This is a genomic window from Ruegeria sp. YKSF070 (assembly GCF_059612725.1).
The window spans coordinates 21,662-44,176 of the sequence record NZ_JBXWRD010000001.1; the positions used below are offsets into that span (position 1 = coordinate 21,662).

Sequence of the window (22,515 nt, forward strand, 5' to 3'; positions counted from 1 at the left end):
ATGAAAAAAGGTATGTATGCATACCTTTTTGAGTGTACTAACGAAGTGGCTGGAACCGAAACAACCACACTCAGGAAATCTGGTATGAACGTCTTTAGCATGGCTGGGCATTTGATCCGCCGATTGAACCAGTTGTCGACCCAAGTGTTCATGCATCGCATGCAAGCATCAGGATACGACCTTACTCCGGTTCAGTTCGCTGCACTCGACGCCATCGGTGCGACCCCTGGACTGGACCAGGCAAGCGTTGCGGCAAGAATTGCGTATGACAAGGCGACAATCGGTGGCGTCATCGACCGGCTGGAACAAAAGGGTTTTGTCGAGCGGTCCGTCAGCAAATCGGATCGGCGCGCCCGAGAGGTCAGGCTCACAAACGATGGGGCAAAGGCCCATGACGAGATATTGCCGATCGTAAAGGAACTTCAGGCGGAGATACTCGCGGGCCTCGAGCCTGAGGAACAGGACCAGTTCATAAGGCTGGCCACCAAGGCCATCGGTGCTACCGAAGCATCTGGATAGCGGTCTAAAGGTTGCCGATCTCCAACTGCACTGAGTGTAACATTGAATCCAGTCGGTTCAGCAGCCGTATGTCGGCCCATCTGTGAATCCGACCAGCAGTATTCGTCGATGTGAAGCGACTGAAGCCTGCGTTGAAATCGTCATCGATGGAGGATCGGACCGACTCCGTAGCGACCCGATGTGGGTATTCTGGGTCAAGTCGCCTGAGGTGTTTGCCTGTCGGTTTATGTTCCCCAGTCGGTTCCACGAGCACCGACACATTTCAACGTGCCAGTCTTACCGTGCCGCCGAATGGCAATCTGATCGAGCCAGGCGACGGAGCCGTCTTTCCGCTTGCGCTTGATGATGCCACCCATGGCGTTATAGCATGAGGTTTCTTCTACAACATTTATTATAAATCACACTGGAAATGGGTGGAAATTACAACAAATCAGACAAGAGCAAGGCTGATGGGGTGGGTGATAAGTCTCTGATAAAGATAGAAATATGGTATTCTCAGCGTTTCACGCTTGTCGGTTGCGCCCATGATGGCTGGAACGGGCGGTCTAATTTTTCCTTCTTGTTCTGAAGGCTTTGTCTGGACCTTTTGGGGCATTTTGAAAAAATTGTTGTAACTTTCGAGCGCCGGTTTGCTGACCCCTTACTCTTCCAAAACATGTGAGCGCTTTGGCCAGCTTATCCCGCGATCCTCCTGTCGCCGAGCAAAGACGGAGAAGCGGCCAAATATTTCGGTCATCGTGCCACGGAGCGCTGTTTCATGTTGAGCGGATCTGGCCGAGAAGAAAAAGTGGCTATTTTCAGAGGCCGTGCGCGGCTTTGACCGGCGCGCAGGAGTATCCCGGACTGACGCTCCACATGCCGACGGTTTCATCGACAACCTCGTGCCTATCGATATCCGTCAGTCTAGCGCCTTTTCCGTCAACAAGAATTGCCGGAGGCGTGGCACGGTTTTGGGCGGGGCTGGTCATCGGATGCCAGAATGTTCTGGTACTGTTGGCCTTCAGAAATTTTTCGCCTTTCATTCTGATGGTCCTGTCGGTCAATTGATGACGCTTTGCAGGGCGCGCGATCTGATGTGCCCAAGTCCGTTTGTGACTTGGGCCGTAACCTACATCTTTGATGGCAGCCACAGGGCGAGGGCCGGGAAGGCCAGAACCAGCGCCAGGGCAACCAAACCAGCGAACACAAATGGCCAGACACCGCCAAAGATCGTCCAAAGGTCCACATCCTTGACGACTGATTTGACGACAAAGACGTTCATGCCAATCGGGGGCGTGATGAGGCCCAATTCAATGACGATGATCGCGACGATCCCGAACCAGATCAGATCGACACCCAGGTTGGTCAGGATCGCCGCGAACACCGGGATGGTCAGTAACATCATCGACAAGCTGTCAAAGACGCTGCCCATGACGAGGTAGATTGCGCACATAACCAGAACGACGCCCATCGGCGATAGCTCCATCGCGCTGATGGCCTGAACGATCGTGCCGGTCAGGCCTGCCATGGCCACGAAGTTGGAGAAGGCTACAGCGCCAAATGCGACGACGAAGATCATCGCCGTGGTCACGCCGCATTCGACCAAGGCGCTGACGAGGGCCGAAAAGGTCAACCGCCCGCGACCCCATGCAAAGAGCATGGCCCCGGCGGCTCCGATCCCGGCCGCTTCGGTCGGGGTGAAAACACCCAGATAGATGCCGCCAAGCACGATGAGGAACAACACCAGTATACCCCAGACCCGGGCCAAGGCGCGATAGCGCTCGCCCCAGGGTGTCTTGGGGCCGTTGGGGCCCAATTCGGGGTAGATGAACGTCAGGACCGAAATCGCGCCGATGAAGAGCACAACCAGCAACAGCCCGGGCACGACACCGGCCACGAAGAGCTTGCCGATATCGGAATTGGTCAGGATGCCGTAGATCACCAGCGGCACCGAGGGCGGTATCAGGATCCCGAGAGTGCCGCCAGCGGCGATGGAGGCCGTTGCCAGCCCGTCGCTGTAGCGGTACTTGCGCATGGCGGGCATCGCAACTTTCGACATGGTCGCGGCCGTGGCGAGTGAGCTGCCCGAGACGGCGGAAAACCCTGCACAGGCGGCGATGGTCGTCATCGCCAGCCCGCCGCGCCAATGACTGAGCCACGCATGGGCCGCTCCGTAGAGGTCATCCGAGAGGCGCGCGCGATGCACGAAGGCCCCCATCAGGATGAACAGCGGCAGAGTCGAGAAATTGTAGTTCATCGAGAGGTCGATGATCTGCTGTCCGGCCATCTCGATCGCCGGGATCGTGCCGCGAATATAGGCAAAGCCGAGCGTGCCGATGATCAGCATGCCGAAACCCAAGGGTACGCCGAGAAAACAGATCAGGAAGAGCAGCCCCAGACCGATTAGTGACAAGGTCATTGCGCGCCCTCCGAGGGTCTCGGCCGCAGATGATGCCACAGCATCGCGCATTGGATCAGGACCGCCAGCGCGACAAGCGCGACCATCAGCAACGCCAGCGGATAGATCGGCCATTCAAGATAGCCGGTCACCTGCTGGCTACGTTGCAAGGATCCGTATTGCCGATAGATCAGCGCCGCCAGAAGACACATCCCGGCGATGTTCACCACCATCACCGCCGCTTTCAGCATGTGCGCAGCGCGACCTCGAAACCAGCCCGCGAACAGCGCGACGGATATGTTCTCCTCGGCCCAGACAACGATCGGCAAGGACAGGAACACCAGAAGGGCGAGCAGGAACTGCGCGATCTCGAAGGCACCCGCCAGCGGGGCATTGAACAGGTAGCGCATGAAGACATCGACAAAGATCAGCGCCATCATGGCAAAGGCCACGAAGGCAATCAAAAGCCGCAATGTGCCGAGCAATACCGCCGGCAACGGGATGGTGCCCGTCATCTCGGTTTCAAAGTCGCCGTTGTCGGTCATCGCTGGAAGCCTTTGACAGGAGGGGCCGCCGCAAGCCGCGCTGCGGCGCGGGTGATGACCTCGTTCTGATGGTCCTGCAACGGCGCGGCGCAGGCCGCCGCAATTGCAGGAAGGAACGGGTCAGCCACGTCGGTGCGGATGCCGCTCAGGGACTCAAAGACCGCCAGCGCGAAGAAGGGAACCGTCTGGACGTGGTAGCCACCCTCATGCATAAAAACGATCCGCCCGTCGCAGTGGCGGTCAGCAAAGGCCATGAGCCTGGCGGTGATCGCGCGGTAACTGTCGCTGGACAGCATCATGCGCGCCGTGGGGTCCATGAAGCCCGCATCCAGCCCACAGGCCACGATGATCAGTTCGGGCTGATAAAGGTCAAGCGCGGGCCCAACCACCTGGTCAAGCGTGGCAAGATAGGCCGCCTCACTGCTGCCCGCTGGCAGTGGAACGTTCAGCGTGTACCCAAACCCGGCACCCTCGCCCTGTTCGCTGCTTTCACCTGCTCGCAAAGGAAAACCGTTTGCCTGGTGCAGCGAAATCGCCAGAACGCGCGGATCGCGCCAGAAAATGGATTGCGCTCCGTTGCCGGGATGGGCGTCGATGTCGATGATCGCGACACGCGACAGGCCCAGCGCGTCCAAGGCATGGGCCGCGGCGACCGCGCAATTGTTGAAAACGCAAAACCCCATCGCCTCGTCTGCCTCGGCGTGGTGGCCCGGCGGGCGCACCAGCGCATAGGCGTTCTGCACCTGACCTCCGACCACGGCTGTCACTGCCGTGATCGCGGCCCCGGCGGCAAGGCGGGCGCTCTCATACCCGCCTTCGCCGATATGCGTGGTCGCTTTGCTGGCGACATTTCCGCCCCCGGCCAGACTGACCCGCTCAACATGGGCGAGATGTTCTGGGGTATGCACCCGCAAAATCTCTTCTGGCGTGGCCATCTTGGGCGCGATCTGAACAAGCTGTTGGGTCAAGCCGCTGGCATCGAGCAGGTTCTTGATGCGGCGCTTGGACTCCATGCTTTCGGGGTGGGCGGCAGGTTCGATCCATGTGCTGCGCGGGCCGAAATGATTGCCGGCGTCATGCCACATCAGCCGTTCATCCCAGATCAATCCGGTCGCCATCTCTTTGCCCCCAAGTTTGGGCCAGGCCTTGGACAAAGGCCTGGCCTGTGGTGATTATTCGGCCAGAACTGCAGCAACCTGCGCCTTGTAGTAGTCATAGACTGCCTGACCGTTCAAACCGGCAGCATTTGCCGTTTCAATCCATGCGGCGTGCATGGGGGCCCATTTCTGGGTCAATTCAGCGTTGAAGGCGTCAGAGGGCACGACGATCTCGCCGCCCTGGTCCCGGTAGGCCTGCACGACCTTTTCGTTCCATGCGTCCGTTTCGGAGGACAGGCGGGCAAAGGCTTCGCCCGAGACGCTTTCGATCGCCGCCTTGTCCGCGTCATCCAGCGCATCCCACGTGCCCTGATTGATCATCAGGGCAAAGATCGGTGTAAAGACACCGCCTTTCACCATGGTGCAGGATTTCGCGTATTGCGCGGTCTTGAAGGCAAAGGCGTCACCGATGGAAATACCGTTGAAGCCGTCGACGGTGCCCTTGGAGACGAGCGCGTACATCTCTGTCGCGGGGCCTGCCACCACGGGTACGTCCATCGCCTTCATCGCATTTGCGGCATAGCCGGGCAGCGACCACATCTTGAGTGCCTTCAGGGCTTCGGGGGAATCGATCGGATCCTTGAGCGAGCACATCACACCGCCCGGATTGCTCAGAAAGCCGAGAATCTTGACGCCTTCGAGCGTTTCTTTCTCTTCGATGAACTTGGCATAGGTGCGCGCCAGCGCAACCGCGTTCGCTTCGGCAGACTCCGAGATCATCGGCAGCATGCTCAGCTGGATCAGGGGCGCGGCCTGACCCAGAAAGCCGATAAAGGTATGCGACGCATCCACGATTCCGGTGCGCGTGGCATCATAAAGCCGCGGTGCAGGCGCTGCGGCAGTGTCCATGATGCGCACGGTCACGCGCCCTTCGGTTGCTTCGGCGACCTTGGCGGCCCATGCTCCGAAGACCGGCTCGTTCAGCGGATGGCCCGGCGCGATCAGACTGTAGAGCAATTCCTTGGCCTGTGCCGCGGGGGCGATCGTGGTTGCCAACAAGGCGGCAGTCACCGCGGTCGTCATGGTCTTCTTCAATGAGAAGGCCTTTTGCAGTGTGTGTTTCATTCTCAACTCCCTTGGTTGTCGACCGATTGAGCGGTCTTTCTGTTAGGCTCAGGCCCGTCCGGTGGGAAACGGGCTGTGGTCTGCGTGGGTCATCATCTGGTAGGCAAGGCGTTCGAACATTTCGGCGCGCAACCCGGCATGAGCCGGATCGTCGTAGAGGTTGGTCATCTCGTGCGGGTCATTCTGCAGGTCATAAAGCTCGCCCCATTCGGCGCCCTCATAGATCGACAGCCGATACCGCTTCGTCAGAACCGACCGCACCCGCACGGGCTGTTCAAAGCCCAGTGCCGGTTCATGCCCGTCTTCTTCGATCAGCACCGCCTCGACACCCTCTCGCGAGGGGTCTTCAAGGCTGGGGGCCATGTCTGTTCCTTGCATCCCCCAGAACGGCGCGAGACCTGCACGCGACAGGATCGTACGGGCGATATCGACGGTGCTGTGCAGGGCCTTGGTCGGTTGTCCCACTTTGGGCTGGCCCGGCTCGCTCCAGATAAAGGGCACTTTGACCAGGCCTTGATAGTGCAGCGCGGCCTTGAGCATCAGCCCATGGTCACCCATGAAATCGCCGTGATCGCTCATGAAGATCACGATGGTGTTGTCGGTCAGCTCCAGCTCTTCGAGCCGCTGCATGATCCGGCCAACACCGTCGTCGATCATCGCGATCATGCCATAGGTCAGCGCAATGGCTTCGCGCGCTTCGCGCTCGTTCACAGCGTAGGGCAGGGTACCTTGCGTGTTTGCTCTGCCCTCGGCCCGCGCACGCCGCATGTGCTCCAGCGCAGGCGTCGCCGGATCGCCGGTATTGCAAAGTGACACCGGGGTGGGGATGTCCTTGGGATCGTACATGTCCCAGTATTTGCCGGGCGGCGTGAACGGGTGGTGCGGATCAGGGAAAGACGCCACCAGAAAGAACGGTGTCTCGGGGTTGGCTTTCACCGCGTCCAGGCTCTGCATCGTGCGATCCACGACATAGCGCGTCGGGTAAAGCTCCTCCGGGATACGGGTGCGATAGGCTTGCGGGGTGATGTAGCGCGGGTCGGGGTCCGCGTTTTCCGGGCCGATCAAGCGTTCCACATCCGGGTCATGCGACTTGGCCCAACGCCGCCAGCTGCCACCCACGACATCGCCATGCATGGTCGACAGGTCGATCTTGCTGAACCCGTAATAGGGCAAGGTCGGCTCGTGCGCCGGGTCTTCGGCCCAAAGCCGCGTGTTTTCCTGCTCGTAGTCGCCATCCGACCACATGCCCAAACGGGCTTCCGAGGCCTCTGGATCGGGCGGGACCAGCCCATCATACGACCGGCGCGGCATCATGGCTTCGCGGCCTGTCATGTTTTGCAGATGCGATTTCCCGACCAGCTCGGTGTGGTATCCCGCGCGGCGCATCAGTTCGGTCATCGTGTTCGACGACAGACTCAGCGGCGCTCCGTTGCAATGCGCGCCGTGCAGCGACGGCATCCTTCCGGTGAACAATGTTGCCCGGTTCGGCATGCAGATCGGGATCGAGACATAGAAATTCTCGTAGCGTCGTCCTTGTTCGGAAATCTTGTCGATGTTCGGGGTCTTGAGGATGCTGTTGCCCATGCAGGACAGGTGATCGGCCCGCTGCTGATCGGTGATGATGACAAGAAAATTCGGTTTTCCGGCAGGCAAGGTCTGATGTCCCCTTGGCAAGGAATTGTTCGTGACGGTGCAGCCAATCCATCAATGCGGCAAACAGAAATGGCGAAAATTTCATACAACGGAATGTTGTGCTGGTATTTCGCATTTTTGAAATGACGTGCTAGGATACATCCGAGGAAAACTTTTTCGGAGGCTTGGGATGCAAGCATTGGACCGTGGCCTTGCGGTTATTCAATGCGTGATCGAGAATGGGCCCTGCGGGCTTCACCAGATACACGAGGCGACTGGTCTGCCCAAGCCGACCCTGCTGCGGATTCTCGCCGCCCTTGAAAGCCGGGGTATCATTTTTCGGGCCATCGCTGACAAAAGCTACCAGGTCAGCAGCAACAGTTTTCTGTTCGGCCGGCAGCGCGATCTGAAACTCGTTCTGCAAGAGGCATCCGTGCCGATCCTGTCCAATCTTTGCAAGGATATCGCCTGGCCGACCGATCTGGTGGTGCGCAATGGGCATAGCATGTCAGTGATTGCGTCAAACCGGATGCTCAGCCCCTTTCCGATCAAGCCGACACCGCATGGCCACCAGCCGGACATGCTGCTTACTGCGGTGGGCCGTGCCTATCTGGCGTTTTGCGGCGAGCAGGAGCGCGCCGAAATCATCGCGAGCATCAAAGAAGCAACGCCCGCGCATCCCGAACTGCGCGATCCGAAATCGTTCCCTGAACTGCTTCGGCAGACGCGCGAGCAGGGTTACGGCGTGCGCAGCAAGATCAAGCATGATGGTTTCAGTGCGATAGCTGTTCCCGTCATGGTCAAGGGCAGCCCCGCAGCTTGTATCAACCTGTTCTACTACAAAAGCGCCGTTTCGCAGGAAAACATCGCATCAGACCATCTCGAGCGGTTGACGGCAGCGGCACAGGAGATCGCTGCCGCAATCGACAAGAGCAACGGCTGACCATGTCAAAGCAGAGCTGCTGGGTCGTGGCGCGAACGACTTTTGTCAACATGATTGTCGACGTCGGATAGCGTTCAACCGGTTTTGGCATGCGGTCAGAGTGCCAGCGAAATCCTGGTGCCCTTGGCCCGCGAACAACAGGTCATCATCCGCTTGCCCGCCGCGCGCTCAGCCTGCGTGAGAACCCGGTCGCGGTGGTCAATCTCGCCTTCGGTCACGGTCGCCTCGCAAGACCCGCAAAGCCCTTCCTTGCAGTCGCAGGTGATATCGATGCCCGCGTCGATCAAAACCTGATGCAAGGTCTGGTCGGGACCGACGGTGAGCGTCAGACCGGAATCCGTGAGCTCTACCTCGAAGGCATGCTCATTCTCGGGGTCGAGCAGGTTCTCGGCGGCGTTGAAATGCTCGAAGTGCAGACTCTGATCGGGCCAGCCTGTTGCCAGCTCCTCCAGTTCCGAGAGCAACCGTTCCGGCCCGCAGGCATAGACAGGTCTCGCCGGAGTGCAGCCCGCAGTGATATCAGCCAGCTTCATCCGCCGTCCGTCGTTCCCTGCATAAAGCGTCAGGTTCTCACCGTGATCCCGTTGGACGCGGGCCAGCAACGGCATATCGGCAAGCGTGCGACCGGCAAAGTGCAGCTCATAGGGCTTGCCCGCCTCTTTGAGCCGGTCAGCCATCGCCAGGATCGGCGTGATGCCGATGCCGCCGGCGATCAGCACATGGCGGTCGTCCGCATCGGCCAAATGGAAATGGTTGTGCGGCCCGGTTGTGCTGACCTTGCTGCCTGTTGCAAGCGTGTCGTGAATATGGATCGACCCGCCGCGCCCGTTCTCTTCGCGCAGGATGGCGACCTGCCAGCGGTTGCGGTCGCCCGCATCGCCGCAGAGCGAATATTTGCGCACGTAGTCGCCAACGATCAGGTCGATATGCGCGCCCGCACTCCATGCCGGCAGCTCCCGCCCGCGCGGATCTTCGAGCGTCAGGTAGAGCACATTGGCGCGTTTTTCGGCCGCGGCCACCATGAGATGACGGATGATCGACCGCTTCTCTGGCGGGCCAATCGGGAAGTCCATCGGCGGGCGGACGGATGCCGGGTCCACCTTCTCGGGGTTGAGCGCGGGATCCCATTCCACCCAGACCTCTTTTGGCCCGCGGAACGAGATATTGGCAGGGTATTCGAACTGCTGATCGGGCTTGAGCCTTACATGCGGCAGGCGGCGGGCAAACTCATCAAGGAATATACGCATCTCCATGCGCCCGATGTTCTTGCCCATACATTGGTGGCTGCCATAGCCAAAGGTCAGATGGTCAGAGGAGTTGTCGCGGTAAAGGTCCAGCAGATGAGGGTTTTCGAACTGCCGCTCGTCATGGTTGGCCGAGGCGGTTGCGATCAAGAGCTTCGCACCCTTCGGGATGGAAACGCCGCCCAACTCGCAATCGCGCGTGGCCTGCCGCCTCCATGCCGCAATCGGGCCGGAGTGGCGCAGGCATTCCTCCACCGCATTGGGAATAAGGCCCGGGTTTTCGAGGATTTCATCCCATACACTCGGCTGGCTCAGCAGCATGCGAATGGCGTTGGCCGAGGCGTTGGCCGTCGTTTCATGCGCGGCCACGAGGATCGCCATCATCATCGAATGCAGATAGGATTCCGTCACGATTTCCGGGTGCTTGAGGTGCTGTCGGATACTCGTCTGCATCCAGCCCGGCGCGTCGGGGTTGGCTTTCATCTTTTCCAGAATACGGCCCGAAGCCTGCCAGAATTTGCCTACCGCTTCGGCCACGGCAAGCTGCTCCTCTGGTTCAGGGCGGCCCCATGTGTTGGTCGTGTGGGCCACGGAAAAGGACTTGAGGTCCTCGATGTCTTCTTCGTCCACGCCGAGAAACTTCAGCGCCACGACCTGCGGGATTTCCCAGAACATGTCGGCCACCAGCTCGGCGCGGCCCTCGTCGATGAACCGGTCCATTGCCTTGCGTGTCAGGTCGCGCACCATGGGCGCGTGATGCTCCAGACGTTCGGGCAGGAAGTCATCCATCAACAGGCGGCGGCGCTGCATATGGGCAGGTTCGTCTTCGTTCACCAGCGTCCTGTTGAGCGCGTAACCGTAGCGGCTCAGGATTTCGGCCGCCTCGGGCGGAGACGGGGTGATTTTCTCAAGCACGATACAAGGGGAAAACAGGATGTTGTCGCGGAAAACGGCTTTGACGTCCTCGAACCTGCTGACGACCCAATAGCCAAGGCGGGGGTTGTAAAACACAGGTTCCTGCGCGCGCGCCCATCGAAGCGCCTCGGCGGGGTCCAGTCGAAATTCATCACCGAAGGCATCAAATTTCTCGGCAAAGGCTGAAACGGGGCATCCCGCCTGCGCTGTTCCGGGGTGTTCCTGCATCCGCTTCCCTGCTCTTTCATTCTATCGGGCTGGCAACAGTCCGCGCGCCTTGGATCATCTGCAAAGTCGCGAAATCGGCGCGCAGGAGCAACCCGTTCAGCTACGCCTTTCACTGAACGAAATTTCCTGCGAAAGTTTCACCAAAGTTGGCATGCAAACCGATGCCAAACTCAGCTGTCGAAAGGAGTGCCGCGTTGGTCGCGGCAGCCGCTGTACAGTGGTCGGAAACAGGCCCTAGAACAGCGCGTTCGGGAGCCAGGTCGCGAGGAAAGGAAGGGCCCAGACAAGCACGACCCCCAAGGCCTGCAAGCCGATGAAGGGAACGACCCCTTTGTATATCTGTTCGGTCCTGATCTCGGGCGGCGCGGCGGCGCGCAGGTAGAACAGGGAAAACCCAAAGGGCGGCGTCAGGAAGCTTGTCTGCAGGTTGATGGCCAGAAGGATGCCCAGCCAGATCGGGTCATGCCCCATCAGGATCAGCGACGGCGCCACGAGCGGCAGCACGATCACCGAGATCTCCACGAAATCGAGGAAGAAGCCAAGCACGAACACAAAGACCATCACGAACAGCAAGGCGCCTGTTGCCCCGCCGGGCAGGTTTTCCAACAGATGGGCGACGCGCTCTTCTCCGCCAAGGCCGATGAAGACCAGCGAGAAGAACCCGGCGGCGAGGATGGTCGCAAAGATCATTGCGGTCATGGTCAGCGTCGAAGACAGAGCGTCGTGGATCATCCTCTGTTGCACGGCAGCGCGCAGGGCGAAGCCGACCGCCGCAAGGCCAATTACCGCCATCACGATATAGACGCTGCCGATCATCCATTCGAGCGCGCCATTGTCGTTGCGTTGCAGCCGTACCGGATAAGCACCGGCCAGAAGCCCCAGCAAGATCAGCGCGACCGCCCCGATCAGGATCAGTCCCGGATTGATGCCGATCTTGCGCCCGGCCATAAGCAGCGCGCCGATCGCACCGACAGATGCGGCTTCGGTGGGGGTGGCGACGCCTCCGAGGATTGCCCCCAGCACCGCGAAGATCAGCAGGATCGGCGGAACAATGGCGGCCATGACCTCGTGGCGGTCAGGTTTCGCCAGCCCGATGTCGGCGGGTGGCATGTCCTGCGGACGAACTGCGCCACGTATCAGGATGTAGAGCAGGTACAGCGTGACCAGCAAAAGACCGGGAACGATCGCCGCGGCAAAGAACTGGCCGACGGACAGCGCCTCGACAGAAAACTTGCCTTGTTCGTATTGTGCCTGCTGATAGGCGTTGGACATCACATCCGCGAGGATGATCAAAAGCGTCGAGGGCGGGATGATCTGCCCCAGCGTACCTGCGGTGCACACGATGCCCGAGGCGACGGATGGGCTGTATCCCGCGCGCAGCATGGAGGGCAGGGCGATCATGCCCATCGCCACAACCGTCGCGCCGACAATTCCCGTCGAGGCCGCCAGCAGCGCGCCCACCAGAACAACCGAGATGCCAAGCCCCCCGCGCAACTGGCCGAAACTGCGCCCCATCGTGTCGAGCAGGTCTTCGGCGATCCTGCTCTTTTCCAGGATGGCGCCCATCAGGACGAAGACCGGGATCGCGATCAGCGTCGTGTTCGTGATCAGCCCGAAGGCGCGTTGCCCCAGAGCACCCAGCAAGGACACGTCCATGACGCCCAGCGTCCAGCCGAGATAGGCGAAAGCGACGGCAACGCCGGCAATGGCAAAGGACACCGGAAAGCCGGAGAGGATCGCAACCATCAGGGCGCCGAACATGATCAGGTCGAGATACTCGGTCATGCCCTAGCTCCTTCGTGGAACAGGCGCACCAGAAGCGACAGCGACTGAAGCAGGATCAGAATGCAGAAGGTTGGGATCAGGGACTTGAGCAGAAAGACCGCCTCGATCCCGCCGACCGAAATCGGGCCTTCGAGGATCTTCCACGAATTGCGAACCGAAGGCCACGACCAGTAGAGCAGGGCCACCATGGACGGGATCAGCAGGAAGACATGCCCGAAGATATCGATGCGTCGCCGGGCGGTCTCGCTGACCTTGGCATAGAAGACATCCACGCGGACGTGCTTGTCGACCAGCAGGGTGTATCCCGCGCCCAGCATGAACAGGGTGGCGTGCATGTAGAGCACGCTCTCCTGCGCGGCGATGGAGTTGAAGCCGAAGACATAACGCCCGATGACGATACAGAATTGAACCAGGACCATGATCAGCGCCAGCCAGCGGACCACATCCGCGACGATGGTGTTCATCCGGTCGATTGCATGTGCAATGCCAAGCATCATCCAGCCCCTGCGAAAGGAGGTGCGCGACGCCGGGCCGCGCACCTTTTGAGCGTCAGTAGCCGAAGACGCCAGCGCGGGCGTTCATCTGGCCATTGTCGGCATAGGACATGTAGCCACCCACCAGATCGCGGTAGGCGATGAAGCTTTCGGTGATGCGCACCACCAGTTCATCATCGTCGGCGCGGTATTCTTCCATGATCTGGCCCGCGGCCACACCCATTGCCGCGATCACGTCATCGGGCAGCTTGTGAACCTGAACGCCGTTCTCCTCGACCAGCGTCTTGAGCGACTGCGCGTGCTTGGTCATGTATTCGGTCCAGACCGGGTTGTAGAGCCCGTGGCAGGCCTGGGTCACGACTTCCTTGAGGTCGTCGGGAAGCTCTGCAAAGACCTGGGCATTCACGCCGCATTCTTCTGCCGAAGAGGGCTCTCCGACGCCGGGCCAGTAGTAGTGCGGGGCAACCTGATAGTAACCCAGTGCCGAATCCGTCCACGGCCCGATGAATTCGCCCGCGTCCAGCGCGCCGGTCTGCAGTGCCTGGAACATTGCCGGGCCGCTCATCGCCTCGGCTGCCATGCCCAGCTTGGCCGCCATTTGCGAGGCAATGCCCGTGGTGCGGAACTTCAGGCCTTTAAGGTCTTCGACCGAGGTGATCTCGTTCTTGAACCAGCCTGCCCATTGCGGGCCGGAGTTGCCGCAGAGGAAGGGCTTGATGCCAAAGCGCGCATACATCTCGTCATAAAGCGCCTGACCGCCGCCGTGATACATCCATCCAAACTGCTCATCTGCGCGCAAGCCAAAGGGTTGTGACCCGAAGAGCAGGATGCCCTTGGATTTGGAGCCCCAATAGGCCGGAACCGCGTGGTACAGCTCTGCCGTGCCTTCGGAGACCGCGTCGAACACGCCATTGCCGGGAACGATCTCGCCGGCGGCATAAAGTGTCACGTTGATCCGGCCGCCTGACAGGGTGGTGATGCGGTCAGCCAGCGTCTGCGCGGCAACGCCCGGTCCGGGCAGGTTCTTGGGCCATGCCGAAACCAGTTTCCAGTTGCGCACGTCCTGCGCAATTGCAGGGGCCGCAAGCGTGGTTGTGGCGGTGCCGAGAGCGGCTGTCGTCAGGAATTTCCGTCTATCCATCGTTGGTTCTCCTTGTGGACAAGTTCATGGTGGGTTGGGGTTGGATGCCGCTGACCGTCTTGCGCGATCATTCGGCGGGAATTGATCAGCCAAGGATGCGTGGCAGGCGCAGCCCATGTTCGCGGGCGCAGGCGATGGCGTCGTCGTAACCTGCGTCCGCATGCCGCCAGACACCGCTCGCGGGATCGTTCCACAGAACGCGCTCAAGGCGCTTGGCTGCTTCGGGTGTGCCATCGGCGCAGATCACCACGCCGGAATGCTGGCTGAACCCCATGCCGACTCCGCCGCCGTGGTGGATGCTGACCCAGGTGGCCCCCGAGGCCGTGTTCACCAGCGCATTGAGTAGCGGCCAGTCGGACACCGCGTCCGATCCATCCTTCATAGCTTCGGTTTCGCGGTTGGGCGAGGCGACCGAGCCGCTGTCGAGGTGGTCACGTCCGATCACGACGGGAGCCTTCAGCTCTCCGCTCGCCACCATCTCGTTGAACGCGAGCCCCGCCTTGTGCCGATCCCCCAGCCCGATCCAGCAGATCCGTGCGGGCAGGCCTTGGAACGCGATCCGCTCGCGTGCCATGTCAAGCCAGTTGTGCAGATGGGCGTTGTCGGGGAACAGCTCTTTCATCTTGGCGTCGGTCTTGTAGATGTCTTCGGGATCACCCGAGAGCGCACACCAGCGGAACGGCCCAACACCGCGACAAAAGAGCGGGCGGATATAGGCGGGCACGAAACCGGGGAAGGCAAAGGCATTTTCCAGCCCTTCTTCCAGCGCCACCTGTCGGATGTTGTTACCGTAATCCAGCGTCGGCACACCGGCGTTCCAGAAATCGACCATCGCCGCCACGTGGGTCTTCATCGACGCGCGCGCGGCTTTTTCAACTGCCTTGGGGTCGCTTTCGCGCTTGGCTTTCCACTCGGCCATGGTCCAGCCCTGCGGCAGGTAGCCGTTGATCGGATCATGGGCGCTGGTCTGATCGGTGACGATATCGGGGCGGATGCCGCGCTTGTAAAGCTCGGGGAACACATCGGCCGCATTGCCCAAAAGCCCGACCGATTTCGCCACTCCCGCCTTGGTCCAGCGGTCGATCATCGCCAGCGCCTCGTCGAGGCTGTCGGCCTTTTCGTCCACGTAGCGGGTGCGCAACCGGAAATCGATGCTGTCGGGGTTGCATTCGACGGCAAGGCAGCAAGCGCCAGCCATGACAGCGGCCAGCGGTTGCGCGCCGCCCATCCCGCCAAGGCCGCCGGTCAGGATCCACTTGCCGGTCAGGTCGCCGCCATAATGCTGCCGACCCGCTTCGGCAAAGGTCTCATACGTGCCCTGAACAATGCCCTGCGTGCCGATATAGATCCACGATCCCGCTGTCATCTGGCCGTACATGGCCAGGCCCTTTTTATCCAGTTCGTTGAAATGGTCCCATGTCGCCCAATGCGGCACGAGGTTAGAGTTGGCGATCAGCACGCGCGGGGCATCGGTGTGGGTCTTGACGATGGCGATGGGCTTGCCGGATTGCACCACCAGCGTCTCGTCGGCCTCCAGCTCCTTGAGGCTGGCGACGATGGTGTCGAAATCCTTCCACGTGCGTGCCGCGCGTCCGATGCCGCCATAGACCACCAGTTCATGCGGGTTCTCGGCCACATCCGGGTGCAGGTTGTTCATCAGCATCCGCATCGCGGCCTCGGTCTGCCAGCTCTTGGCGTTCAGCTCGGTGCCAGTGGGCGGAAAGACATCGCGGGTGTTCTTGCGGGGGTCGCTCATGTGGGCCTCCAGTCGGACAGGGTTTGCAGAATGGTCCTGAGATGCGCGCGCAGCCGGTCCGCACGGTCGGCGTCATAGCTCCACGGCGGGGCTTCGGATGACAGGTAGGTGGACTGTGCCAACTCCATCTGGATGGCGTGCTGCCCATCGGCAGGGCGTCCGTAGCGCCGCGTGGTCCATCCGCCCTTGAAACGCCCGTTGAGGATGCTGTCGTAGCCGTCCGCGGCCTGGCAGATTTGCAGGACACGCGTCTCGATCTGCGGGTCGCAGGTCGTGCCCTGATTGGTGCCAATGTTGAAATCGGGCAGGGTGCCGTCAAAGAGAAACGGGATATGCGACCGGATCGAATGGCAGTCATAGAGCACCGCGAAACCGTTGACCGCCTTGACCCGCTCAAGTTCCGCCTCAAGGGCTGAATGGTAGGGCGCGTGGTAAATCAGGCGGCGGCGTTCGACTTCTGCAGCGTCGGGCTCTTGCCCCTCGGAATAGATTGGACACCCGTCAAAATCGGTCAGCGGACAAAGCCCCGTGGTGTTCTGACCGGGATAGAGGCTTTGACCCGAGGGGTCGCGGTTCACGTCGATGACATAGCGGTGCACCGTGGTGCGCACGGTTGTGCAGCCGTCGACCAACCCGGTATAGAGCCTGTGGATGTGCCAATCCGTATCCGCAATCGCGCGGCCCGTTTCGTTCAGCCGCTCAACGCAGTCGCGTGGGATGTGCGTGCCGGTATGGGGCAGGCCCAGAACCAGAGGGCTGTTACCGCGGATGATCTCTACAATGCTCAAAGGAATACCTCCAATCCTGCGGCCTGCGCGAACACGTCCTCGGTCACGCAGGTTGCGGCGCGCCCGGTGTCGGCTGCGAGATAGCGGTCCTGCTGCAGGCTGGGCACCACGGCGCGCAGGCTGGCCATCACTGCTTGCAGTCGTGCCGAAGTCTTGAGCGGCGCGCGTTGTTCGATGCCCTGGGCCGCGCGCATTGCTTCGATCTCGATGATGACCGACAGGTTCCCGGTCATGCGTGCCAGACGCCGCGCGCCATGGGCGGCCATGCTCACATGGTCCTCCTGGTTGGCCGAGGTCGGTGTGCTGTCGGTGGAGCAGGGGTTCGCCAGATGTTTGTTCTCGCTCATCAGGGCGGCGGTGGTCACTTCGGCAATCATCAGTCCCGAGTTCAAACCCGGCTCGGGCGTCAGGAAGGGCGGGAGGTCGAAGCTGAGCGTCGGGTCGACCATCAGCGCGACCCGGCGCTGCGCGATAGCCCCGATCTCGGCCACGGCCAGTGCGATCTGGTCGGCGGCAAAGGCCACGTGCTCGGCGTGGAAATTCCCACCCGACAGGATTTCACCAGTCTCGGCAATCAACAGCGGGTTTTCGGTGACCGCGTTCGCCTCCACCTCCAGCGTGCGCCCGGCAAAGCGCAACAGGTCGATGGCGGCCCCGGTGACCTGCGGCTGGCAGCGGATGCAATAAGGGTCCTGCACCCGCGTGTCGCCGTCCCGGTGGCTCTCGCGGATGTCGCTGCCGTCCAGAAGTTGCGCCATCGCGGTTGCCGCGTCGATCTTGCCCTGATGCCCCCGCAGTGCGTGAATGGCCGGGTTGAGCGAGGCTGTGGACCCCATGATGTCGTCTGTCGAAAGCGCCGAGGTCACGATCGCCGCCCGCGCCGCGCGCCAGGCCTCGAACAGTCCGGCGAGTGCGCAGGCCGTGGAAAACTGCGTTCCATTGATCAATGCCAGCCCTTCCTTGGGGCCAAGCACGACCGGCACCAGCCCGGCAGCCATCAACGCAGCGCCACCGGACATTGTCCATCCCTGATATATTGCCTCTCCCTCGCCGATCATCACCGCCGCCATATGGGCCAGCGGGGCGAGGTCGCCCGAGGCACCAACCGAGCCCTGAACCGGGATCACCGGCATCACGCCGCGCGCCAGCATCGCTTCGATCAGGGCGCCAAGTTCCCAGCGGACACCAGACGTGCCTCGGCCAAGCGATGCCAGCTTGAGCGCCATCATCAGCCGCGTTGTGGCTGGCTCCAGCGGCTCCCCAACGCCGCAGCAATGGGACAGGATGAGGTTTCGCTGAAGGGTTTCGGTGTCATCCGCCGCGATCCGCACAGAGGCAAGCTTGCCGAAGCCCGTGTTGACGCCGTAAACCGGCGAGTCGCCGCGTGCGGCGTTGGCGATCAGCGCAGCCGATGCCTCGACACCGGCGCGGGCCGATGGGTCCAGCGTCACCGCATCGCAGCTCCGCCACAGGCGTTCCAGTTGCTCCAACGTGGTTGTGCCGGGGGTAAGGTTGTGCGTCACAAGAGACCCCCGAAGATGCGGCTGTGCAGCGGGTTGATCCCGATGCCATAGGGGAGTTCAGCGGGATCGCCGACGTTCCAGATGGCAAGATCGGCGCGCATGCCCGGGGCGATGATGCCGCGATCCTTCAGACCCAGCGCGCGCGCCGCGTTGCGGGTTGTCCCTGCCAAAGCCTCGGCTGGTGTGAGACGGAACAAGGTGCAGGCCATGTTCATTGCCAGCAACAGTGACCCAAGAGGAGACGAGCCGGGGTTCCAGTCGGTGCCAACGGCCATCGGCACGCCGTGATCGCGGAACGCCTGAACCGGGGGCGCTTGGGTTTCGTGGATCGTGTAGAAGGCGCCCGGCAGCAGGACGGCCACCGTGCCGGAGGCGGCCAGCGCCTTGGCGTCTGCCTCGGTGGCATATTCCACGTGGTCGGCAGAGAGCGCCTTGTATCGGGCCGCAAGCGCGGTGCCGCCCAGGTGGCTCAACTGCTCGGCGTGCAGTTTGACGCCCAAGCCCAGAGCCTGGGCCACATCGAACACCCGGGCGATTTGCATGGTGTCAAAGGCGATGCCTTCGCAGAACCCGTCCACCGCATCAACCAAGCCTTCTTTATGCGCCGCGCGCAGCGTCGGAATGCAGATCTCGTCGATATAGCTCTCTGCATCGTGGCCCTTCGGGACAGCGTGTGCGCCAAGGAAGCTGGTCACAACCCAGATCGGCCGAGCCGCGCCCAGGGCACGGGCCACGCGCAGCATCTTGAGTTCGGTGTCCAGGTCCAGCCCGTAACCTGACTTGATCTCGACCGTTGCCACGCCTTGAGCGATCAGCGCGTCGATGCGGGGCAGGGCGCTTTGCAGTAACTCCGCCTCTGAAGCTCCGCGCGTGGCTGCAACAGTGGACACGATGCCGCCCCCGGCACGGGCGATTTCTTCGTAGCTGGCCCCGGTCAGCCGCATCTCGAATTCGCGGGCGCGATTGCCGCCATGGACGACGTGCGTATGGCAGTCGATCAGGGCCGGCGTGACCAGGCGACCGGTGTGGTCGTGGCGCGGCAGCCCGCCATGTTCGGGGGAGATATCAGCGGCCGGACCCACCCAGGCAATGTTGGCGCCGTCCACCACGATGGCGGCATCTTCGACAAGACCATAGGCATTGGCCCCTTCCGCGAAGGTGGCGGCCCTTGCTCCAGAGATCACATAGCTCTGTGCCATTGGTTTCCCTTGGAATATAGCCCCCTTAAAGTTAATATGTAGCTACATAAAAATGTCAATGGAGTTGTTGGCGTGCAAATAGTTCATGCAAGCCAAGTGCTTACGCCAAGCGGCTGGCAGTCTGATCTGGAGGTGGCGATCGGCGCAAACGGTCGAATCGAACAGATCGGCCCGGTCTCGCAAACGCCGACGCACCGGACTGCCCTGCTGCTTCCGGCACCGCTCAACCTGCACAGCCATGCCTTCCAGCGCGCCATGGCGGGCCTGACCGAAGCCAGGGGCCCGGACGCGCGCGACAGCTTCTGGAGCTGGCGGCGCCTGATGTACAGGTTTCTCGACCAGCTGACGCCAGACGATGTCGAAGCTATCGCCGGGCTGGTTTTCATGGAGATGCTGGAGGCGGGGTATGGTGCCGTCGCAGAATTCCATTACCTGCATCACGACGTCGGCGGCAGGCCTTATGGGATGCTTGCAGAGATGTCCGAAAGGATCGTGGCTGCTTCAGAGCAGGCCGGGATCGGCCTGACCCTGCTGCCGGTGCACTACCAATATGGCGGCTGTGATCTGCGGCCTTTGAATGGCGGCCAACAACGTTTTGGCAACGATCCCGACCGCTTCCTGCGCCTGCATGCTGACGCGGCGGGTATCATTGACCGCAGCTTTGCGGACAATGCCATTGGGATGGCCCCCCATTCCCTGCGCGCGGTCGATCCGGCAGGGTTGAATGCCATCCTGACCCAGGCCCGGTCTGGCCCGATCCATATGCACCTTGCCGAGCAGGTGGCCGAGGTCGAAGAGGTCCTGGCCCATCTTGGCGCGCCCCCGACGGAGTGGTTGCTGGGCAATCATCCGGTCGACCCGCGATGGTGCCTGATCCATTGCACACAGATGACAGAGGCCGAGACAACCGCCTTGGCGCGGACCGGGGCCGTTGCGGGGCTGTGCCCGATAACGGAGTCGAGCCTCGGTGACGGGATATTCAATGGCACGACCTATTTTGGCGCGGGGGGCACGATCGGTTTCGGATCGGATTCCAACATCCACATCTCGCTCTTCGACGAGTTGAAGACGCTGGAATATTCCCAACGCCTGCGGGACAGGTCACGGGCCGCGCTGGCGATGCCGGACCGGTCGACCGGGCGCGTGCTCTACGAGGCCGCCACGCGAGGCGGTGCACAGGCGGGCGGGCGCGACACTGGCCGGATCGAGGTGGGCGCGCTTGCGGACCTTGTCGGGCTGGACGATGACAATGAATGGCTCTGCAATCGGCACGGCGATGCGACGCTCGACAGCCTGATCTTTGGGGGCCGCGGCCAGTCCTGCATCCGCGAGGTCTGGAGCGCTGGTCGTCACGTCGTGACGAACGGTCGCCATGTCAGGCGCGATGCGATAGTTGAACGATACAAGCTGACGATGACACGGTTGGAGACAGATATTTGAACGTGGAAACGCGCATTTCATGGACTGAGGTTCGTGACGAGATCCGCGCGCGGATCCTGAACAGGACTTACTCGCCGGGCGACAAGCTGCCTCGCGATGAGGACATTGCAGCGGAATTGGGCTGTGCCCGCACGACCGTTCAGCGCGCAATGCAGGATTTGTCCCTTGCCGGGCTTGTGGAGCGCAAGCGCAAGGGCGGCACCCATGTCCGGACCGACCCCGTCACCCGCGCCACATTCGACATTCCGATCACCCGGCGCGAGGTCGAGCAACGCGGTGCCAAGTACAATTACCAGCTCATCAGCCGCGAACTGGAGGAGACGCCCATTGAAATCATGGCGCGTTTTGGCATCCAGCAGCCTTCCCAGATGCTGCATGTGAAGGCGTTGCACCTTGCCGACAACCGGCCCTACATCCTTGAGGATCGCTGGATCGACACGACGTCGACGCCGGAGATCCTGAACGTAGACCTCACACGGGAAAGCGCGAACGAATGGCTTGTCCGCCATAAGCCATACAGTCGTATCGAAGTCAGTTTTTCGGCGGTGAACGCGGAAGGCGAGACTGCGAAACACCTCTCTGCCCCTGTTGGCAGCGCCCTGTTCGTCATCGAGCGGACCACATGGATCGGCCCGGCACCGATCACGACCGTGCAGGCCGTGGCTCTTCCGGGGTATCAGCTTTCGGCCCGGAACTGAGCGGGTCGAGTGTGCGGCGGTCAGCCCGTTGCCCCGGAAAGGGGCTTGAATTTCTGTTTGCGCTCTCTTGGGCAAAGGTCGTCTTGCAGGTTTTAGGCGATGCAAGGACGGCCACACCGGGTTGACGCTCCAATACGTCGGTGATGGACTGTCCTTGACTGCGCTCGAACAAACTGTTTCGCGTCTCCATCAGTTGGAAGATTGACGCTCAATCTCCCCAAACACCGCCGAACGCCTGTCGCTGTACGGTTCGGGGTAGCGACAGGTCCCTCTTGTGCGCATGGTGTGCACTGCGGGTCCGTTCGGAATATGAGCCGCTTCGAGGAGATCGCCAAATGCCCCTGAACGCAGCCTTTCTCACTCCCCGTCTGGCTTGTCGCGCACCGCGAACTGCAAACAAGTCGCCGGATAAAGCTGGTGTTTGACAGACTGGCCAGCGCCCCGTCAGTCCGCTGAACACGAAGGGGCAACAGGATGGGTCTGCCATTCGACGATCCTAACGTATTGCGCGCGTTTTCCGCTTTCCCAAGCGCGGCTCGGGAGGGCCTGCTGCATCTGCGCAGACTCATCCTTGAAGTGGCCGCGCGCAGCGAGGGCGTCGGGCATCTTGAACAAATGCTCAAATGGGGTCAGCCCGCCTATCTGACGTCAGAGACGAAATCAGGCACGACGATACGGTTCGGCTGTCCCAATGAGGGCGGCTTCGCAGTAGGTGTGCATTGTAAGACCAGAATTGTCGCTGACTTTCAGACAATTCTCCAAAAGCCTTTGCGCATGAAGGCAACCGAGCCATACATTTTGCATCAGCGGACAATCTGCCAGCAGATAAGCTCGATCTCTTTTTCAGAAGTGCACTTAACTATCGTCGCAGGCAGGGTCGTGTCAGGTTTGTAAACGGCCATTGGCACTGATAAGTCTAAGGACCTGTTTGTCCACATTCTGTGAGTTCACGCGCGGCGTAGCGAATGGCGGCAAACGTGCGTGAACGGATTGGAACCAATCCCCTAACGACGAACGGAGAGGGGTAGAGCCGAGCTACAACATCGCGATTAAGGCGCAACATTTG

Annotated in this window: 20 protein-coding genes; 6 read left to right on the plus strand and 14 right to left on the minus strand. The window is 61.3% G+C overall.

Translation table 11 applies throughout. The features are described 5' to 3' along the window. Positions 1-519, plus strand: coding sequence for a MarR family winged helix-turn-helix transcriptional regulator (locus AC2FL1_RS00120; RefSeq protein ID WP_496875597.1), 519 nt, complete (start codon positions 1-3; stop codon positions 517-519). Between the two features lie 797 nt (positions 520-1,316). Here the strand turns inward: AC2FL1_RS00120 and AC2FL1_RS00125 are convergent. The 6 genes from AC2FL1_RS00125 to AC2FL1_RS00150 form a co-directional block, all read right to left on the minus strand. Next, a complete protein-coding gene (locus tag AC2FL1_RS00125) occupies positions 1,317-1,541 on the minus strand; it encodes a hypothetical protein (protein ID WP_496830371.1) in 225 nt (74 codons plus the stop codon). Positions 1,542-1,627: 86 nt separating this feature from the next. Further along, entirely contained in the window at positions 1,628-2,917 is a 1,290-nt protein-coding gene (locus AC2FL1_RS00130) for a TRAP transporter large permease (protein WP_496875598.1), read from the minus strand. After that, positions 2,914-3,441: a TRAP transporter small permease gene (locus AC2FL1_RS00135; protein WP_496830367.1), complete on the minus strand. Its 528-nt coding sequence runs from the start codon at positions 3,439-3,441 to the stop codon at positions 2,914-2,916. The genes AC2FL1_RS00130 and AC2FL1_RS00135 overlap by 4 nt, the downstream gene beginning before the upstream one ends. Further along, positions 3,438-4,559 carry a class II histone deacetylase gene (locus tag AC2FL1_RS00140; RefSeq protein WP_496875599.1) on the minus strand — a complete coding sequence of 374 codons (1,122 nt, stop codon included), beginning with the start codon at positions 4,557-4,559 and terminating at the stop codon, positions 3,438-3,440. The genes AC2FL1_RS00135 and AC2FL1_RS00140 overlap by 4 nt, the downstream gene beginning before the upstream one ends. Before the next feature lie 54 nt (positions 4,560-4,613). After that, positions 4,614-5,663: a TRAP transporter substrate-binding protein DctP gene (gene dctP, locus AC2FL1_RS00145; RefSeq protein ID WP_496830363.1), complete on the minus strand. Its 1,050-nt coding sequence runs from the start codon at positions 5,661-5,663 to the stop codon at positions 4,614-4,616. Between the two features lie 48 nt (positions 5,664-5,711). After that, the gene (locus AC2FL1_RS00150) at positions 5,712-7,247 is read right to left on the minus strand and encodes a sulfatase family protein (protein ID WP_496875600.1); all 1,536 of its coding nucleotides are present in this window, start codon (positions 7,245-7,247) and stop codon (positions 5,712-5,714) included. 9 nt (positions 7,248-7,256) lie between these two features. Between AC2FL1_RS00150 and AC2FL1_RS00155 the strand changes: the two genes are divergently transcribed. Beyond that, complete coding sequence (locus tag AC2FL1_RS00155) at positions 7,257-7,442, plus strand: hypothetical protein (RefSeq protein ID WP_496875601.1); 186 nt, start codon at positions 7,257-7,259, stop codon at positions 7,440-7,442. A 43-nt stretch (positions 7,443-7,485) separates the two neighbouring features. Next, a complete protein-coding gene (locus AC2FL1_RS00160) occupies positions 7,486-8,238 on the plus strand; it encodes an IclR family transcriptional regulator domain-containing protein (RefSeq protein ID WP_496875602.1) in 753 nt (250 codons plus the stop codon). Positions 8,239-8,333: 95 nt separating this feature from the next. On the opposite strand, the gene AC2FL1_RS00165 is transcribed toward AC2FL1_RS00160, so the two are convergent. The 8 genes from AC2FL1_RS00165 to hutI form a co-directional block, all read right to left on the minus strand. Then, entirely contained in the window at positions 8,334-10,625 is a 2,292-nt protein-coding gene (locus AC2FL1_RS00165) for a cytochrome P450/oxidoreductase (protein WP_496875603.1), read from the minus strand. 234 nt (positions 10,626-10,859) lie between these two features. Next, positions 10,860-12,410: a TRAP transporter large permease gene (locus AC2FL1_RS00170; protein ID WP_496830353.1), complete on the minus strand. Its 1,551-nt coding sequence runs from the start codon at positions 12,408-12,410 to the stop codon at positions 10,860-10,862. Beyond that, positions 12,407-12,904, minus strand: coding sequence for a TRAP transporter small permease subunit (locus AC2FL1_RS00175; protein WP_496875604.1), 498 nt, complete (start codon positions 12,902-12,904; stop codon positions 12,407-12,409). The genes AC2FL1_RS00170 and AC2FL1_RS00175 overlap by 4 nt, the downstream gene beginning before the upstream one ends. Before the next feature lie 55 nt (positions 12,905-12,959). Beyond that, positions 12,960-14,045: a TRAP transporter substrate-binding protein gene (locus tag AC2FL1_RS00180; protein WP_496875605.1), complete on the minus strand. Its 1,086-nt coding sequence runs from the start codon at positions 14,043-14,045 to the stop codon at positions 12,960-12,962. Positions 14,046-14,130: 85 nt separating this feature from the next. After that, entirely contained in the window at positions 14,131-15,801 is a 1,671-nt protein-coding gene (gene hutU, locus AC2FL1_RS00185) for a urocanate hydratase (protein ID WP_496830347.1), read from the minus strand. Continuing rightward, a complete protein-coding gene (gene hutG / locus AC2FL1_RS00190; protein ID WP_496875606.1) occupies positions 15,798-16,589 on the minus strand; it encodes an N-formylglutamate deformylase in 792 nt (263 codons plus the stop codon). Before hutG ends, hutU begins: the two co-directional genes overlap by 4 nt. After that, the gene (hutH, locus tag AC2FL1_RS00195; RefSeq protein WP_496875607.1) at positions 16,586-18,112 is read right to left on the minus strand and encodes a histidine ammonia-lyase; all 1,527 of its coding nucleotides are present in this window, start codon (positions 18,110-18,112) and stop codon (positions 16,586-16,588) included. The genes hutG and hutH overlap by 4 nt, the downstream gene beginning before the upstream one ends. Next, positions 18,109-19,311 carry an imidazolonepropionase gene (gene hutI / locus AC2FL1_RS00200; protein ID WP_496875608.1) on the minus strand — a complete coding sequence of 401 codons (1,203 nt, stop codon included), beginning with the start codon at positions 19,309-19,311 and terminating at the stop codon, positions 18,109-18,111. Before hutI ends, hutH begins: the two co-directional genes overlap by 4 nt. Before the next feature lie 72 nt (positions 19,312-19,383). On the opposite strand from hutI, the gene AC2FL1_RS00205 reads away from it, so the two are divergent. From AC2FL1_RS00205 to AC2FL1_RS00215, 3 genes are all read left to right on the plus strand, one after another. Continuing rightward, positions 19,384-20,751 (plus strand): formimidoylglutamate deiminase, encoded by a 1,368-nt coding sequence (locus AC2FL1_RS00205; protein WP_496875609.1) that lies wholly within the window; start codon positions 19,384-19,386, stop codon positions 20,749-20,751. Next, positions 20,748-21,449 carry a histidine utilization transcriptional repressor HutC gene (gene hutC / locus AC2FL1_RS00210; RefSeq protein ID WP_496875610.1) on the plus strand — a complete coding sequence of 234 codons (702 nt, stop codon included), beginning with the start codon at positions 20,748-20,750 and terminating at the stop codon, positions 21,447-21,449. Before AC2FL1_RS00205 ends, hutC begins: the two co-directional genes overlap by 4 nt. Before the next feature lie 474 nt (positions 21,450-21,923). Beyond that, positions 21,924-22,343, plus strand: coding sequence for a hypothetical protein (locus AC2FL1_RS00215; RefSeq protein ID WP_496875611.1), 420 nt, complete (start codon positions 21,924-21,926; stop codon positions 22,341-22,343). Positions 22,344-22,515: the final 172 nt, after the last annotated feature.

What these genes read in the sequence shown, in the direction of transcription:
- AC2FL1_RS00120 (WP_496875597.1), top strand. Translation starts at nt 1, where the DNA reads ATGAAAAAAGGTATGTATGCATACCTTTTTGAGTGTACTAACGAAGTG.
- AC2FL1_RS00125 (WP_496830371.1), bottom strand. Translation starts at nt 1,541, where the DNA reads ATGAAAGGCGAAAAATTTCTGAAGGCCAACAGTACCAGAACATTCTGG.
- AC2FL1_RS00130 (WP_496875598.1), bottom strand. Translation starts at nt 2,917, where the DNA reads ATGACCTTGTCACTAATCGGTCTGGGGCTGCTCTTCCTGATCTGTTTT.
- AC2FL1_RS00135 (WP_496830367.1), bottom strand. Translation starts at nt 3,441, where the DNA reads ATGACCGACAACGGCGACTTTGAAACCGAGATGACGGGCACCATCCCG.
- AC2FL1_RS00140 (WP_496875599.1), bottom strand. Translation starts at nt 4,559, where the DNA reads ATGGCGACCGGATTGATCTGGGATGAACGGCTGATGTGGCATGACGCC.
- dctP (WP_496830363.1), bottom strand. Translation starts at nt 5,663, where the DNA reads ATGAAACACACACTGCAAAAGGCCTTCTCATTGAAGAAGACCATGACG.
- AC2FL1_RS00150 (WP_496875600.1), bottom strand. Translation starts at nt 7,247, where the DNA reads ATGGGCAACAGCATCCTCAAGACCCCGAACATCGACAAGATTTCCGAA.
- AC2FL1_RS00160 (WP_496875602.1), top strand. Translation starts at nt 7,486, where the DNA reads ATGCAAGCATTGGACCGTGGCCTTGCGGTTATTCAATGCGTGATCGAG.
- AC2FL1_RS00165 (WP_496875603.1), bottom strand. Translation starts at nt 10,625, where the DNA reads ATGCAGGAACACCCCGGAACAGCGCAGGCGGGATGCCCCGTTTCAGCC.
- AC2FL1_RS00170 (WP_496830353.1), bottom strand. Translation starts at nt 12,410, where the DNA reads ATGACCGAGTATCTCGACCTGATCATGTTCGGCGCCCTGATGGTTGCG.
- AC2FL1_RS00175 (WP_496875604.1), bottom strand. Translation starts at nt 12,904, where the DNA reads ATGCTTGGCATTGCACATGCAATCGACCGGATGAACACCATCGTCGCG.
- AC2FL1_RS00180 (WP_496875605.1), bottom strand. Translation starts at nt 14,045, where the DNA reads ATGGATAGACGGAAATTCCTGACGACAGCCGCTCTCGGCACCGCCACA.
- hutU (WP_496830347.1), bottom strand. Translation starts at nt 15,801, where the DNA reads ATGAGCGACCCCCGCAAGAACACCCGCGATGTCTTTCCGCCCACTGGC.
- hutI (WP_496875608.1), bottom strand. Translation starts at nt 19,311, where the DNA reads ATGGCACAGAGCTATGTGATCTCTGGAGCAAGGGCCGCCACCTTCGCG.
- AC2FL1_RS00215 (WP_496875611.1), top strand. Translation starts at nt 21,924, where the DNA reads ATGGGTCTGCCATTCGACGATCCTAACGTATTGCGCGCGTTTTCCGCT.